Source organism: Bradyrhizobium sp. CCGB12 (assembly GCF_024199845.1).
GTDB lineage: Bacteria > Pseudomonadota > Alphaproteobacteria > Rhizobiales > Xanthobacteraceae > Bradyrhizobium.
The window spans coordinates 3,317,988-3,332,448 of the sequence record NZ_JANADO010000001.1 but is presented as its reverse complement, the minus strand read 5'-3'; the positions used below and the strand labels follow the sequence as shown (position 1 = coordinate 3,332,448).

The following is a 14,461-nucleotide window of genomic DNA, read 5'->3' as shown; positions in this document are numbered from 1 at the left end:
GGCTTGTCCGGGCATCCACGTTCTTGCTGCACGAAGGCGTGGATGGCCGGGTCAAGCCCGGCCATGACGGCGGAGAGGGCGTAGACTTACGCCGCCGCTCCCTTCGCATCCTGGATCGCGCGCCAGACGCGCTCCGGGGTCAGTGGCATGTCGATGTGCTTGATGCCGTGGTCGGAGAGCGCATCGAGCACCGCATTCACCACCGTCGACAGGCTGCCGGCGCAGCCGGCTTCGCCGCAGCCCTTGCTGCCGAGCGGATTCGTGGTTGCGGGCACGGGGTGATCGCCGACGGTCATGTTCGGAACGTCTTCGGCGCGCGGCAGGGCGTAGTCCATCAGCGAGCCCGTGATCGGCTGGCCGCTCTCGTCGTAACGGACGTGCTCCATCAGCGCCTGGCCGATGCCCTGGACGACGCCGCCATGGAGCTGGCCCGCAACCAGCATCGGGTTGATCACCGTGCCGAAATCGTTGACCGCGCTGTAGCGCACGATCTGCACGACGCCCGTCTCCGGATCGATCTCGACCTCGGCGACGTGGCAGCCGTTCGGGAAGGCCGAGGGTACGGGCTCGCTGGTGTGATCGACGTCGAGGTTATCAGGCACGCCGTCCGGCGTCTTGCCGTCATGAAGCTTCCTGGCGAGCTCCATGATGTCGATGCTGCGGTCGGTGCCGGCGATGGTGAAGCTGCCGTCGGCAAACTCGATGTCGGCTTCGGACGCTTCCAGCATGTGCGCAGCGGCGCGCTTGCCCTTCTCGATGACGAGCTTGGCGGCGCCCACGATCGCCATGCCACTGGCGGTGATCGAGCGCGAACCGCCGGTACCATTGCCGGTGTGCACGATGTCGCTGTCGCCCTGCACCAGCTTCACGCTATCGAAGGGCACCCCCAACTGCTCGCACAGCACCTGCGCGAACGGCGTCGCGTGGCCCTGGCCGTAATCGAGCGTGCCGGTGATCAGCTGCACGGAGCCATCGGCATCGAACACGATCTTGCCGAGCTCGGGGCTCGGCGGCGCGGTGACCTCGAGATAGGAGCCGACGGCGATGCCGCGCAGCTTGCCGGCCTTCCTGCTCTCCTTCTTGCGCTTGACGAAATTCTCGTGGTCGGAGATTTCGAGCGCCTTGTTGAAGACGGCCTGGAAGTCGCCGCTGTCATAGGTGACGCCGGAGGAGGCCGGGAACGGCATCTGGTTCGGCTTGATGAAGTTGCGCTTGCGCAGGGTCAGCCGGTTGAGGCCCATCTCGTCGGCGGCGCGGTCGATCAGCCGCTCCATGTAGTAGTTCGCCTCAGGCCGGCCGGCGCCGCGATAGGCGCCCATCAGCGTGGTGTTGGTCAGCACCGTCTTGATGTCGACCGCCATCAGCGGCGTGCGATAGACGCTGGAAAAATTCTTGCCGGTGTTGAGCGAGAGCGGCCCCGGCGCGACGCCGGTGATGTAGGCGCCGAGATTGCCGTAGCCGGACAGCTTGGCCGCGAGGAAATGCCCCTCGGCATCGAGCGCGAGCTCGGCGTGGATTTTCTGCGCGCGGCCGTGGCTGTCCGAGAGGAAGCTGGTCGAACGCTCGTCCAGCCACTTCACGGGCCGGCTCAGCGCCTTCGCCGCATACAGGATGCACATGTATTCGGGATAGTTGATGTTCTTCATGCCGAAGGAGCCGCCGACATTAGCGGTGAGGATGCGCACCTTCTCGTTCGGCACTTTCAGGTTCTTGGCGAGATTGGCGCGGTTGCCGGCGACGCCCTGCGTCGGCACCTGAAGCGTGTAGCGCTCGGCCTTCTTGTCGTAGGAGGCAAGGCCGACACGCGGCTCCATCGAGACCACGGCGACGCGGGTGTTCTCGATGTCGATCTTGGTGACATGGGCGGCGCCGGCGAAGGCAGCGTTCACCTTGTCCATGTCGCCATAATGGTAATCGAGCGCGACATTGTGCGGGATGTGGTCGTAGAGCTGCGGCGCGCCGGGCCTAGCCGCTTCCTCGGGGTCTGTCACTGCCGGCAGCGGCTCGATATCGACCTCGACCGCTTCAGCGGCATCGCGGGCCTGCGCCAGCGTCTCGGCCACCACGAAGGCGACGGGATCGCCGACGAAGCGGACCTTGTCGGTCGCGAGCGGCTGGCGGTTGGTCTGGAGCAGGGGCGAGCCGTCGCGGCTCTTCAGCGGCAGGCCGCAGGTGAAGGGGCCGTAGCCGGCTGCGTCGAGATCGGCGCCGGTCCAAACTCCCAGCACACCCGGCATCGCCTTAGCCGCGTCAATGCCGATGCCGCGGATGATGCCATGAGCGTGCGTGGAACGGACGACCACGGCATAGGCCTGGCCGGGCAGGTTGAAATCGTCGGTATAGCGGGCCTTGCCGCGCACCAGCGTGTCGTCCTCCTTGCGGCGGACGGGTTGCCCGACGCCATATTTTTGCAGTGCAATAGCGTTCTCGAGCGTGGACGATTTGGTGTGTTCTTGCATGGGAATTGACCTGAAAAGCCGGTATTTGCGCATTTTCGCGGCAGCGGGAGACCGGAGTCCTTCAGATAACCCACCACCCCGTTCACGACAACGCACGAATGGACATGGTCCTATGTGATGCGTTGTTGCGCAGGCCTGCCGCGCTGCTAATGTTTCAGGCGAAAAAGCAATTCCAGATCGGCCCATTGGGCCGCGGAAAGACAGTTTGTATGAATGACCACACGCGGCTCCGCGACGGCCATGGGCTGCACGGTGAGCTGGGGTCGATGGCGGCGGTGGCGTTGGCCACCGAACCGGCCGTCGGCGCACAGGCGCCGGGAACCGGCGTCTACGCGGCGCTGGACCTCGGCACCAACAATTGCAGGCTTCTGATCGCCTGTCCGACCCAAGACGGCTTTCGCGTGGTCGATTCCTTCTCGCGCATCATCCGGCTCGGCGAGGGCGTCTCGGCAACGGGCTGCATCAGCGATGCCGCGATCGAGCGTGCCATCGCGGCGCTCAGCATCTGCCGCGACAAGATCAATCTGCGGAAGGCGCGGCGGCTGCGGCTGATTGCGACCGAGGCCTGCCGCGCGGCCGCGAATGCGGAAGGTTTCCGCAGCCGCGTCGCAGCCGAGACCGGCATCGAGCTCGAGGTGATCGACCGTGAGACCGAGGCGGCGCTCGCCGTGCTCGGCTGCTCGCCGCTGGTCGACCCGAGGGGACGCGGGGCGATCCTGTTCGACATCGGCGGCGGCTCGACCGAGCTGGTGCGGATCGAGCGCGATCCGGAAAATCCGGAGCCGCGGATCCGGGCCTGGATGTCGATCCCGTTCGGCGTGGTCACGCTTGCCGAGCAGTTCGGTGGCCGCGACGTCACGCCGGAAATCTATGCCGCGATGGAGCGCGAGGTCGCCAATCACGTCGCGCCGTTCGCGGCAGAGCACGGCCGCGACCTTGCGGACATGCATCTGCTCGGCACGTCGGGCACGGTGACGACACTCGCGGGCATCCATCTCAACCTCCCGCGCTACGACCGCCGCCGCGTCGACAGTATCTGGATGAACGATGCCGACATCACCGCGACCATCAGCAAGCTGGTCGGGATGAGTTACGAGGAGCGCGCCGGCAACAACTGCATCAGCGTCGAGCGCGCCGACCTCGTGCTCGCCGGCTGCGCCATCCTCGATGCCATCAGGCACGCCTTTCCGCTGCCGCGGCTGCGCGTCGCCGACCGCGGTTTGCGCGAGGGCATGCTGGTCGAGATGATGCGCGAGGACGGCGCGCTCAGGAGCTGGTGAGATGGCCAAGGACACCACCGGCCGCTTGCACGTCCAGGTCAAGACCGGCGGCAAGCGCAAGCTCTCGTCGAAGCTGTGGCTGGAACGGCAGCTCAACGATCCCTATGTCGCCAAGGCCAAGGCGGCGGGCTATCGTTCGCGCGCCGCGTTCAAGCTGCTCGAGATCGACGACAAGTTTCGGCTGCTGAAATCAGGCATGGCCGTGGTCGACCTCGGTGCGGCGCCCGGCGGCTGGAGCCAGATCGCGGCCAAGCGCGTCGGCTCCACGGAAGGCAAGGGCAAGGTCGTCGCGATCGACCTGTTGGAAATGCCGGAGATTCCCGGCGTCGATTTCGCGCAGCTCGACTTCATGGACAATGACGCGCCGGCAAAGCTCACCGCGATGCTGGGCGGCGGCGCCGACGTCGTGATGTCCGACATGGCCGCCAACACCACCGGCCACCGCAAGACCGACCAGCTCCGCATCGTCGGCCTGGTCGAGACCGCCGCCGCCTTTGCCTGCGACGTGCTCAAACCCGGCGGCACGTTCCTCGCCAAAACGTTCCAGAGCGGCGCCGACGCCGAGCTGCTCGCCCAGCTTAAGCGCGATTTTGCAACGGTGCGCCACGTGAAGCCTGCGGCGAGCAGGCAGGACTCGTCCGAGCGCTACGTGCTGGCGACGGGATTTCGGGGCGGGGCGAACGCGTAGCGGTCCGTCATTGCGAGGAGCCCTTGCGACGAAGCAATCCAGACTGTTTCCGCGGAGACATTCTGGATTGCTTCGCTTCGCTCGCAATGACGAGACGAGAGACTACCCCAACCTTTGATCCCGCACGTTCTGCGTATCCTCGGTCGCCGCCTTGACCGCCGCCTTCTCCGCGCCCTTGCCCGCACCCTTGCGGCTCGCGATCTCCACCGCCTTGCGGCCGGAGATCTCGTGGCCGGCGTCGGCCGGCATCTGCCAGAAGAACCAGCTCGAGGCCGCCGAGGTCAGGCCCACCACGACGAAGGCCGGCATGAACACGGCGGCATTGAGCTCGCTGACATGGCTGAACCACATCGTCGTCTCGACGCAGGCCGCGCCGACGGCGACGCCGGCCGACACCGCGAGCTGCTGGTTGACGCTGACGAGCGTTGTGGCACGGCTCATCTGCGCGGTCTCGACGTCGGCATAGGCGACCGTGTTGATCGCGGTGAACTCGAGCGAACGGAAGAAGCCGCCGACCACAAGGATGACCATGATGATGAGCAGCGGCGTCGTCACGGTGAACAGCGCGCAGACGCCGAGGAAGAACGCGCTGACGATCGCGTTCACCGTCATCAAATTGCGGAAGCCGAAGGTGCGGATGAGGCGTGCGGCCAGCGTCTTCATGCCCATGGCGCCGAGCGAGGACGCAAAGGTGACGAGGCCGGAATGGAACGGCGACAGGCCGAAGCCGATCTGCATCAAGAGCGGCAGCAGGAAGGGCAGCGCGCCGATGCCGAGGCGGAACAGGAAGCCGCCGTAGATCGCCGCGCGCAGCGTCGGCAGCTTCAGCAGCGAGAAATCGAGCACCGGCGATCCCGTCCGCCGCGCGTGCAGGACATAGAGCGTCATCGAGATCGCGCCGCCCACGACCAGGGCCGCAACCGTGCTCCAGGGCAGCAGGTTGAGCCCGGCCACCGAAAGGCCGAATGCGATGCCGGCGAGGCCGATGCCCGCGAGCAGCATGCCGTAGAGATCGAACGGCTCCTGCGTCTCGCTCTTGATGGGGTCGATGAAGCGCAGCGCCATGAAGATCCCGAGCAGCCCGATTGGGATGTTGATCAGGAAGATCCAGTGCCAGGAGGCGTAGGTCGTGATGAAGCCGCCGAGCGGCGGCCCGATCACGGGGCCGATCAGGGCAGGGACCGTCACCCAGGCCATGGCGTTCACCAGCGCGCTCTTGTCGACCGAGCGCAGCAGCACGAGCCGTCCGACCGGCGTCATCATCGCCCCGCCCATGCCTTGCAGGATGCGCGCGAACACGAAGTCGGTGACCGAGGTCGAGAGCGCGCAGCCGACCGAGCCGACCATGAACACGCCGACCGCGATCGCGAACACCATGCGCGCGCCGAAACGATCGGCAGTCCAGCCGCTCGCCGGGATGAACACCGCGAGCGACAGCAGGTAGGACGTAATGGCGAGCTTCAGCGTCAGCGGGCTGGTGCCGATGTCGGCCGCGATCGCCGGCAGCGAGGTGGCGATCACCGTCGAATCCATGTTCTCCATGAAGAGAGCGGTGGCCACGATCAGCGGAATGACGCGTTGCTTGTCGACCATGACGGATTGGTAATGAAAATCGGAAGGAAGGGCGGAGTTGCGGCTTATCACCGCCGTTCCCCGGGGACCATTGCGGATCAACGCATAGCACCTAAATCCTGCGTGACGACGCGCCCGCTCCCTCGTCATTCCGGGCTCGCGACTTCGTCGCGCCCCCGCAATGACGGTGGCTGGGTCGCCCAGCCATCTACGTTGAACCGGCCGTCCACGCCGAATTTACTTAAAAAGCCTGTGCATGGCTGGCCGGCGGTCCGAATTGCTTTGATTCGTCACGCAGCCGTGCTATCGACCCGCGTCAACCCCACCGATGGGCTCCGATTCTCCGGCGTTGCCGCAAGGTACGCCGAGGGCGGCGCTCATCCATAAGCATTTGCGGCAGGGCCGCAGGAAGGAGTTGGCAGATGGCCACGGTGCAACTTCAAGGCATTCGCGAAGCCTTCACGTTCGACGACGTGCTGTTGAAGCCGGGCCTGTCGGACGTCATGCCGGGCGAGGTCGACATCCGTTCCCGGGTCACTCGCGCCATTCCGCTCAACATCCCGATCATGGCCTCCGCCATGGACACGGTCACCGAAGCCCGCATGGCGATCGCCATGGCGCAGGCCGGCGGCCTCGGCGTCATCCACCGGAATTTCGATCCCGAAGGGCAGGCCGCCCAGGTGCGGCAGGTCAAGCGCTACGAGTCGGGCATGGTGGTGAACCCGCTCACCATCAGCCCCGAGGCCACGCTCGACGACGCGCTCAAGCTGATGAGCGATCACGGCATCTCCGGCATTCCCGTCGTCACCGGCGCCGGCAAGTCCACGCCGGGCAAGCTGGTCGGCATTCTCACCAACCGCGACGTGCGGTTTGCGACCGACCGCCGGCAGAAGGTCTCCGAGCTGATGACGCATGAAGGCCTCGTCACGGTGCGCGAGAATGTCAGCCAGGACGAGGCGCGGCGGATGCTGCATCAGCATCGCATCGAGAAGCTGCTCGTCGTCGACGACCGGTACCGCTGCGTCGGCCTCATCACCGTGAAGGACATGGAGAAGGCGGTCGCCCATCCGCTCGCCTGCAAGGACGCGCAGGGCCGCCTGCGCGTGGCCGCCGCCACCACCGTCGGTGATAGCGGCTTCGAGCGCACCGAGCGGCTGATCGATGCCGGCGTCGATCTCGTCGTCGTCGACACCGCGCACGGCCATTCCCGCCACGTGCTGCACGCCGTGAACCGGATCAAGCGTCTGTCCAACTCGGTGCAGGTTGTTGCCGGCAACGTCGCCACCACCGAAGGCACGCAGGCGCTGATCGATTCCGGTGCGGACTGCATCAAGGTCGGCATCGGGCCGGGCTCGATCTGCACCACGCGCATCGTCGCCGGCGTCGGCGTTCCCCAGCTCACCGCGATCATGGATGCGGTGGAAGCGGCGAAGAAGTCCGACATTCCCGTCATCGCCGACGGCGGCATCAAGTTCTCCGGCGATCTTGCCAAGGCGCTCGCCGCTGGTGCCGACATCGCCATGGTCGGTTCGCTGCTCGCCGGCACCGACGAGACGCCCGGCGAAGTGTTCTTGTGGCAGGGCCGCTCGTACAAGGCCTATCGCGGCATGGGCTCGGTCGGCGCGATGGCGCGCGGATCTGCCGATCGCTACTTCCAGCAGGACATCAAGGACACGCTCAAGCTCGTGCCTGAGGGCATCGAGGGCCAGGTGCCGTACAAGGGCCCGGTCGGCAACGTCATGCACCAGCTCGCCGGCGGCTTGCGCGCCGCGATGGGCTATGTCGGCGCACGCGACATGAAGGAGCTGCACGAGAAGGCGCAGTTCGTCCGCATCACCGGCGCGGGCCTGCGCGAAAGCCACGTCCACGACGTCACGATCACGCGCGAGGCGCCGAACTATCCGGGCGGGGGTTAGATCTTCGCTCTCTCCTTCGTCATGCCCGGGCTTGACCCGGGCATGACGATGCCACGAAGCAAGACGTGGATGGCCGGGTCAAGCCCGGCCATGGCGATGGAGAATGAGGCACCGGTTTTCTCCATCTCGTCATTGCGGGCCCAGCGAAGCAATCCAGAGCTTTTGTGTTGACGCGACTGGATTGCTTCGCTTCGCTCGCAGTGACAGAAAAGTGGAGGAAGCCATCATGTCCCAAGGCAAACGCATCGTTCTCGCCGCGCGTCCCGTCGGTGAGCCCAAGCCGTCTGATTTTCGCCTGGAGGAATTCGCTGTTCCGACGCCTGCGGCGGGTGAAGTCCTGCTGCGCACGATCTGGCTGTCGCTCGATCCCTATATGCGCGGGCGCATGAGCGAGGGGCCGTCTTACGCCGCGCCGGTGCCGATCGGCGGCGTGATGGAAGGCGAGGCGGTCAGCGAGGTCGCGGCCTCCAACAATCCTGATTTCGCCAAAGGCGACATCGTCCGCATCCGCTCCGGCTGGCAGACGCATGCCATCTCCAACGGCAAGGGACTGATCAAGGTCGATCCGAAGCTCGGGCCGATCTCGACCTCCATCGGAGTGCTCGGCATGCCCGGCATGACCGCGTACACGGGCCTGCTCGACATCGGCAAACCGCAACAAGGCGAGACCGTCGTCGTCGCAGGCGCCTCCGGCGCGGTCGGCTCGGCCGTGGGCCAGATCGCGAAGATCAAGGGGGCGCGCGCGGTCGGCATCGCCGGGGGCAAGGACAAGTGCGACTATGTCGTCAAGGAGCTCGGCTTCGATGAGTGTCTCGATCATCGCGAAACCGATTTTCCGGCCAAGCTGAAGTTTGCCTGCCCAAAGGGCATTGACGTCTATTTCGAGAATGTCGGCGGCGCGGTGTTCGAGGCGGTGTTCCCGCTGCTCAATCCGTTCGCGCGCGTGCCGGTCTGCGGCCTGATCGCCCATTACAACGACACCGAGGCCAAGCCGCCGAAATGGGCCGCATCCATGATGCGCGCGACCCTGACCAAGCGGCTGACCTTCCGCGGCTTCATCGTCTCCGACTTCGCCTCCCGCCATGGCGACTTCCTGCGGGACATGTCGGCCTGGGTCCGCGAGGGCAAGGTCAAGTACAAGGAGTTCGTCACGGAGGGCCTGGAGAGCGCTCCCGGTGCCTTCATGGGCCTTTTGAAGGGCGCCAATTTCGGCAAGCAGCTGGTGCGAGTGGGGCCGGACAAGGCCTAGCTGTCAGGCCGGAAGCGGTCTCCCCAGGGCTTGGAGCGCCATGGTTGTTGCGCCGGCGTCACAACGCCGGACATCAATGGTTAACAAAGAGTAGCCGATCGGCCACACTTGCCCGCAAAACCCGCAAGTGTGACCGCCGGTTCATTGACGCCAAGTCGAAGGCATTGAATCATCGCGCATATTTTAGGTGTAGCGATGTTAGAGATCAGTGTTTTCTGCGTAATCCTGCTGGCCGCCGGTTATTGGGTGGCGATGTTCGTCATGGGCCGCCACGACGACGTCATCCATGGCAAGTTCGTTCACGCCGAGGAGGAGGGCGATTTTGCTCGACCTCCGATGCCGGCACCGCCGCCACCGTTCCCGAAGCGTCCGGTCAAGGCTGCGCAGCCGGCCAGTCAGCCGCCTGCCGATAATCTTGCGGCAAAGCCGGTGAACAGCGCGGCGCTGCAATCCCTGCTGGCCGCGATCCAGCAGGATCTCAAGAGCGTCGCGTAAACACGTTCAGACGCTGCCGCGTTCGACCAGGAACAGGTCGATCGCGAGCCGCGGCTCGGCGCGCGGTGTGCCGGACAGGCGCGCCAGCAGCAGTTCGCCTGCAATGCGCCCGATGGCTGTCGCATCGAACGAGATGGTGGTGAGGCCCGGCGTGATCTGATCGGCAACGTCATTGTCGCCGAAGCCGAGCACGGCGAGATCGCGTGGCACCGAGATGCCGCGGGCGCGGGCCTCGATCAGCGCGCCGGTCGCGAGCAGGTCGTTGGCGCAGAACACGGCATCGACGTTGCCGCCGCGCTCGAGCAGCGTGGTGAAGGCGGTGCGGCCGTCGGTCAGCCCCGCGATCTCACCGACACCGACCTCATGGACGATCTCGAGGCCCAGTTGCGCCGCCGTTGCGCGAAAGCCGTCGCGGCGCAGCGCGCCACGGCCGCTGCTGCGGCCGATGAAGGCGAGGCGGCGATGTCCGGCATCGGCCAGCCTGCGCGCGGCCATCGCACCCGCATCCGCATTGGGCAGGCCGACCAGCATGTCGATCGGATCGCGCGGAAACGCCCAGGTCTCGATCACGGGAATGCCGAGCTCGACAAGCGCCGCACGATTCTCCTCGAGCTCGATCACGCCGGTGAACATCACCGCCGCGGGTCGGATGCCGCGCAACGACTGAATCATCGCGACCTCCTTGGCGTAGGAGTAGGAGGTCTGGCCAACCAGCACCTCGAAGCCTTCAGGCTCCAGCGTGGCGGCGAGGCTGCGCACTGCGAGCCCAAACTGCTGGCTGAGGATGTTGGAGACGAAGGCAACGACCAGGTTCGACCGGCCCGAGCGTAGCGCGCGTGCATGCGGGTTGGAGGCGTAGCCGGTCGCCTCGATCACTTCCAGGATGCGCTCGCGGGTCTCGCGATTGACTTTCTCGGGATGACGCAGCACCCGCGACACCGTGATCGGCGCAACGCCCGCGCGCTCCGCGACTTCCTCGATGCGCGGCGGCCGTCCGGCCGCAGCGCTGCGGCCGGGCGGCGCCGGGATGCGCACCACGTCGTCATAGCCTGGCTTTGCCGGATCGGTCATCGATTCCCGAGATTAGTTGATGTCGGCAACGTCTCCAAAGCTCACCGTCCCATCACCTCGTCGGGCGATAGCGCGCGGCCGACCTGGACCAGGCAGTCGCCGCTCTGGCTGTCGGTGTGCAGGCGCTGCGAGATCACGATGCCGTCGGCGGGAAAGCGCAGCACCTCTTCCGGCAGCTCAGGGCGCTCGAAGTCGTGATACCAGCCGGCGACGTCGCCGGCCGCAACGCGCGCGCCGACCATGACCGCGGGCTCGAACCAGCCGCGCCGCGTCGCGAACACAGCCTGTGCGTGGCTTTGCAAGGCCAATAGCTCGGTGGCGCGTTCGACCGGCGCATGCGGTCCCAGCACCGGGGCCTGGACGAGGCCGAGCGCGAGCAGCAGCCGGTCGACGGCGCGCGCGGTCAGCGCCATGGTCTGCGGCGTGACGGTGCCGCCGCCGCCGAATTCGCCTGACAGTCCGATCGCGCCGGCGCGTGCGGCCGCGGCCATCGAGGTCGGAGCGGTCGCGCCGTTCTCGGCGACGAAGGCGAAGGGCATTCCGAGCCCCTCCATCAGGCGCAGTGCATGACCGAACATTTCGGGCGGTCCCTGCCGCTCGATCAGCGCGCAGGGCACATGCGCCATCGAGGTGCCGCCGGAGTGGATGTCGAAGACGACGTCATGCCGCGGAAACAGCTCGTGCTCGAGGAAATGCGCGAGGCGGAACGTCGGCGTTCCCGAGGCATCGCCCGGAAAGGCGCGGTTGAGATTGCCCTCGTCGAGCGGCGAGCGCCGGCGCGCTGCCATCACGGCGGGCCAATTGGCGAAGGGCAGGATGGTGATCTCGCCCTTGACGGCTTTCGCGTCGAGCCGGCGATACAGCCGCGTCAACGTGATCTCGCCCTCGTATTCGTCGCCGTGATTGCCGGCCATCAACAGCAGTTTTGGCCCGGCGCCGTTCTTGATCCGGAAGATTGGGATTTTGAGCTGATAGTAGGGGGAGCGATCGATCGAGAAAGGAATACCGAGATGGCCGGACCATTTCTGGTCCTTCTCGAAGTCGATATCGTGAAACAGTCCGGTATGCATGGGAGGCCTCGAGGCCGCGTCGTCGCCGACGCCGGCCGAAGGTTGAAAGAAGAGCGGCGCCGTTACAGCAGGGCGACCGCGGTCATCTCGACGCGCAGGTCGGGATCGGCGAGGCGGGCTTCGACGCAGGCGCGCGCCGGCGGATTGGCCGGATCGATCCAGGCGTCGTAGACCGAGTTCATGGTGTCGAAGTCGGTGATGTGCGGCAGGAAGACGTTGATCGCGATCAGCCTGGAGCGGTCGGAGCCGGCTTCCTTCAGGAGCGCGTCGATCTTGGCGAGCACCTGCTGGGTCTGCGACACGATGCCCGCCTTGCGGTCGTCGGCGACCTGGCCGGCGATGTGCACCATGCCGCCGGCGGCGACGGCCTGGCTCATGCGGGAGCCGACGACGTAACGTTTGATCATGTTGGCTTCTCCTCGTGAAGGTGAGGCTCCCGCGGTGGGCGCGGGAGCCAGTCCGAAGTTCACAGCGTCGGCAGCGTCTGCTCTTCCTTGAACCATTTCAGCTGCAAGGCGCCGAGCTTGCCGTTGAGCTTGTTGGTGAAGATGTCGGTGTTGATCCAGTTGAGCAGGTTCTGCTCGCCCTGGCGCACGCCGACATGGGCGGGCGACTGGCGGATCAGGAATTTCAGCTCGACCTCCTTGGTCGGGTTCTGCTCCTGCACCTTCAGCGCGATGGCGCTGTTCTCGGCGAAGGTATCAGCCTGGCCGGAGAGAAAAGCAGCAAGCGCCGCCGGCGTGTCCTCGAAGCGCACCAGCTTCACCTTCGGCGCGTTATCGGTGAGCCAGACGTCAAGCGTCGTACCCTTGGCGACCGCAACGGTGCGGCCCTCGAGATTGTCGGGCTTCTTGCCTGTTGCCGCTGGAATCGACTTGGCGCCGTAAACGCCGAGATTCACCACCGCATAGGGCTGCGAGAACATCACCTGCTGGGCGCGCTCGGGCGTGGCACCGAGGCCCGCGATCAGCATGTCGATCTTGTCCGAGAGCAGGCTCGGGATGCGTGCTGCGCCCGTCACCGGCACAAGCTCGAGCTTGACGCCCATGTCGGCAGCGATCAGCCGGGCGAGATCAGCGTCGAGACCTGCGATCTCGCCCTTGTCGTCCTTGAAACCCCATGGCGCGGCATCGGTCAGGATGCCGACACGCAGCTTGCCGGAGCCGAGCACGTCCTGGAGCTTGTCGGCTTGCGCAAGGGTGGGGGCAGCGAGCACGGCGAGTGCCGTGGCTGCGATCGCAAAGAGGGACTTCAATAGTGTCATGACTCTCTCCTGGTGGCGGATGGGTGGTTGATCATTTCGCGGAAGCGATGAAGCTTGCGAGCTCGGGCGTCTCAGGATTGGCGAACAGTTTGGCCGGCGGTCCCTGTTCCCAGACGCGGCCCTGGTGCATGAAGACGATGCGGTTGGCGACGTTGCGGGCAAAACCCATCTCGTGGGTGACCAGGATCATGGTCATGCCTTGCCTGGCCATTGCCTCCATCACCTTCAGCACTTCGCCGACGAGCTCGGGGTCGAGCGCGGAGGTCACCTCGTCGAACAACATGAGGTGAGGGGCCATGGCGAGGCAGCGAGCGATGGCGACGCGTTGCTGCTGTCCGCCGGAAAGCTGCTCGGGCCAGGCGTCGATCTTGTCGGCGAGGCCGACGCGGGTCAGCACGTCCTCGGCGAGCGCGCGTGCCTTAGCCTTCTCGATGCGGCCGGTGAGGAGCGGCGCGAGTGTGATGTTGCGCTCGACCTTCAGGTGCGGAAACAGGTTGAAGGCCTGGAACACGATGCCGACGCGCTGACGGAATTTCTTGAGGTCAGCCATCCCGGCGTGGACCTTCTGCCCCTCGACACGGATCTCGCCGGAATCGACGCTCTCCAGCGCATTGATGCAGCGGAGCAGCGTCGACTTGCCCGAGCCGGAGCGGCCGATGATGGTGACGATCTCGCCTTCCTCGACGTCGAGCGAGACGCCCTTGAGCACCTCGACCTTGCCGAATGTCTTGTGCACGTCGCGGATTTCAACGAGAGCCATCGAGGCGGGCCTCCAAGGAGCGGGACCAGAGCGTGAGCGGCAGGCACAGCGCGAAATAGATCGCGGCGACGAGCGCGTAAGTGAGCAGCGGCTGGAACGTCGCCGCGCTCACGACCTGGCCGGCGCGGGCAAGCTCGACGAAGCCGAGAATGGAGGCGAGCGAGGTGCCCTTGATGAGCTGCACCAGGAAGCCGACGGTCGGCGGCAGCGACAGCCGCAGCGCCTGCGGCGCGATGATGTGGCGGAATTGCTGCCACGCGGAAAGGCCGAGGCAGGCGCCGGCCTCCCACTGCGCCTGCTTCACCGCCTCCAGCCCGCCGCGCCAGATCTCGCCGAGGAAAGCGGCGGTGTAGAGTGTGTAGGCGACCGTCACGGCGATGATCGCGGGGACCTGGATGCCGAGGAACACAGGCATGCCGAAATAGAAGAAGAACAACAGGCCGAGCAGTGGCACGCTCTGGATCACCTGGATGCACGCCGCCATCGCCCAGCGCAGCCCGGCAAAGCGGCTGATACGGCCGAGCGCAAGCCCGAGCGCCAGCGGCGCGCCGAACGCGAGCGCGAGCACGACGAGCGCGACGGTCCAGCGCAGCGCGGTGAACAGCGAGACGAAATCGATGAGGGAAAAGGATCGCAT

At 66.0% G+C, this 14,461-nt stretch carries 13 protein-coding genes; 5 read left to right on the top strand and 8 right to left on the bottom strand.

Annotated features, from left to right (window positions below):
* Positions 1-86 precede the first annotated feature (86 nt).
* Positions 87-2,459, bottom strand: a complete 2,373-nt coding sequence (locus NLM27_RS16085; protein ID WP_254144232.1) for a xanthine dehydrogenase family protein molybdopterin-binding subunit — start codon at positions 2,457-2,459, stop codon at positions 87-89.
* Between the two features lie 209 nt (positions 2,460-2,668).
* Between NLM27_RS16085 and NLM27_RS16080 the strand changes: the two genes are divergently transcribed.
* Both NLM27_RS16080 and NLM27_RS16075 read left to right on the top strand, forming a co-directional pair.
* Positions 2,669-3,739: a Ppx/GppA phosphatase family protein gene (locus tag NLM27_RS16080; protein ID WP_254144231.1), complete on the top strand. Its 1,071-nt coding sequence runs from the start codon at positions 2,669-2,671 to the stop codon at positions 3,737-3,739.
* Position 3,740: 1 nt separating this feature from the next.
* Entirely contained in the window at positions 3,741-4,427 is a 687-nt protein-coding gene (locus tag NLM27_RS16075) for an RlmE family RNA methyltransferase (protein WP_254144230.1), read from the top strand.
* Positions 4,428-4,529: 102 nt separating this feature from the next.
* Here NLM27_RS16075 and NLM27_RS16070 read toward each other — a convergent pair whose 3' ends face one another.
* The gene (locus tag NLM27_RS16070; RefSeq protein ID WP_254144229.1) at positions 4,530-6,020 is read right to left on the bottom strand and encodes an MFS transporter; all 1,491 of its coding nucleotides are present in this window, start codon (positions 6,018-6,020) and stop codon (positions 4,530-4,532) included.
* Between the two features lie 401 nt (positions 6,021-6,421).
* Between NLM27_RS16070 and guaB the strand changes: the two genes are divergently transcribed.
* From guaB to NLM27_RS16055, 3 genes are all read left to right on the top strand, one after another.
* Positions 6,422-7,915: an IMP dehydrogenase gene (gene guaB, locus NLM27_RS16065; protein WP_254144228.1), complete on the top strand. Its 1,494-nt coding sequence runs from the start codon at positions 6,422-6,424 to the stop codon at positions 7,913-7,915.
* Positions 7,916-8,141: 226 nt separating this feature from the next.
* Entirely contained in the window at positions 8,142-9,164 is a 1,023-nt protein-coding gene (locus tag NLM27_RS16060) for an NADP-dependent oxidoreductase (RefSeq protein ID WP_254144227.1), read from the top strand.
* Positions 9,165-9,359: 195 nt separating this feature from the next.
* Positions 9,360-9,659 carry a hypothetical protein gene (locus NLM27_RS16055; protein ID WP_254144226.1) on the top strand — a complete coding sequence of 100 codons (300 nt, stop codon included), beginning with the start codon at positions 9,360-9,362 and terminating at the stop codon, positions 9,657-9,659.
* Between the two features lie 6 nt (positions 9,660-9,665).
* On the opposite strand, the gene NLM27_RS16050 is transcribed toward NLM27_RS16055, so the two are convergent.
* The 6 genes from NLM27_RS16050 to NLM27_RS16025 all read right to left on the bottom strand — a co-directional run bounded on the left by NLM27_RS16050 (position 9,666) and on the right by NLM27_RS16025 (position 14,461).
* The gene (locus NLM27_RS16050) at positions 9,666-10,730 is read right to left on the bottom strand and encodes a LacI family DNA-binding transcriptional regulator (RefSeq protein WP_254144225.1); all 1,065 of its coding nucleotides are present in this window, start codon (positions 10,728-10,730) and stop codon (positions 9,666-9,668) included.
* Between the two features lie 41 nt (positions 10,731-10,771).
* The gene (locus NLM27_RS16045) at positions 10,772-11,800 is read right to left on the bottom strand and encodes a succinylglutamate desuccinylase/aspartoacylase family protein (protein WP_254144224.1); all 1,029 of its coding nucleotides are present in this window, start codon (positions 11,798-11,800) and stop codon (positions 10,772-10,774) included.
* Between the two features lie 62 nt (positions 11,801-11,862).
* Entirely contained in the window at positions 11,863-12,207 is a 345-nt protein-coding gene (locus tag NLM27_RS16040) for a RidA family protein (RefSeq protein WP_254144223.1), read from the bottom strand.
* Positions 12,208-12,266: 59 nt separating this feature from the next.
* Entirely contained in the window at positions 12,267-13,064 is a 798-nt protein-coding gene (locus NLM27_RS16035) for a transporter substrate-binding domain-containing protein (RefSeq protein WP_254144222.1), read from the bottom strand.
* 31 nt (positions 13,065-13,095) lie between these two features.
* Positions 13,096-13,824, bottom strand: a complete 729-nt coding sequence (locus NLM27_RS16030) for an amino acid ABC transporter ATP-binding protein (protein WP_254144221.1) — start codon at positions 13,822-13,824, stop codon at positions 13,096-13,098.
* Positions 13,811-14,461 (bottom strand): amino acid ABC transporter permease, encoded by a 651-nt coding sequence (locus tag NLM27_RS16025; protein WP_212436543.1) that lies wholly within the window; start codon positions 14,459-14,461, stop codon positions 13,811-13,813. The genes NLM27_RS16030 and NLM27_RS16025 overlap by 14 nt, the downstream gene beginning before the upstream one ends.

What these genes read in the sequence shown, in the direction of transcription:
- NLM27_RS16075 (WP_254144230.1), top strand. Translation starts at nt 3,741, where the DNA reads ATGGCCAAGGACACCACCGGCCGCTTGCACGTCCAGGTCAAGACCGGC.
- NLM27_RS16070 (WP_254144229.1), bottom strand. Translation starts at nt 6,020, where the DNA reads ATGGTCGACAAGCAACGCGTCATTCCGCTGATCGTGGCCACCGCTCTC.
- NLM27_RS16025 (WP_212436543.1), bottom strand. Translation starts at nt 14,461, where the DNA reads ATGCGATCCTTTTCCCTCATCGATTTCGTCTCGCTGTTCACCGCGCTG.
- NLM27_RS16050 (WP_254144225.1), bottom strand. Translation starts at nt 10,730, where the DNA reads ATGACCGATCCGGCAAAGCCAGGCTATGACGACGTGGTGCGCATCCCG.
- NLM27_RS16085 (WP_254144232.1), bottom strand. Translation starts at nt 2,459, where the DNA reads ATGCAAGAACACACCAAATCGTCCACGCTCGAGAACGCTATTGCACTG.
- NLM27_RS16035 (WP_254144222.1), bottom strand. Translation starts at nt 13,064, where the DNA reads ATGACACTATTGAAGTCCCTCTTTGCGATCGCAGCCACGGCACTCGCC.
- NLM27_RS16055 (WP_254144226.1), top strand. Translation starts at nt 9,360, where the DNA reads ATGTTAGAGATCAGTGTTTTCTGCGTAATCCTGCTGGCCGCCGGTTAT.
- NLM27_RS16040 (WP_254144223.1), bottom strand. Translation starts at nt 12,207, where the DNA reads ATGATCAAACGTTACGTCGTCGGCTCCCGCATGAGCCAGGCCGTCGCC.
- NLM27_RS16030 (WP_254144221.1), bottom strand. Translation starts at nt 13,824, where the DNA reads ATGGCTCTCGTTGAAATCCGCGACGTGCACAAGACATTCGGCAAGGTC.
- NLM27_RS16060 (WP_254144227.1), top strand. Translation starts at nt 8,142, where the DNA reads ATGTCCCAAGGCAAACGCATCGTTCTCGCCGCGCGTCCCGTCGGTGAG.
- NLM27_RS16080 (WP_254144231.1), top strand. Translation starts at nt 2,669, where the DNA reads ATGAATGACCACACGCGGCTCCGCGACGGCCATGGGCTGCACGGTGAG.
- guaB (WP_254144228.1), top strand. Translation starts at nt 6,422, where the DNA reads ATGGCCACGGTGCAACTTCAAGGCATTCGCGAAGCCTTCACGTTCGAC.
- NLM27_RS16045 (WP_254144224.1), bottom strand. Translation starts at nt 11,800, where the DNA reads ATGCATACCGGACTGTTTCACGATATCGACTTCGAGAAGGACCAGAAA.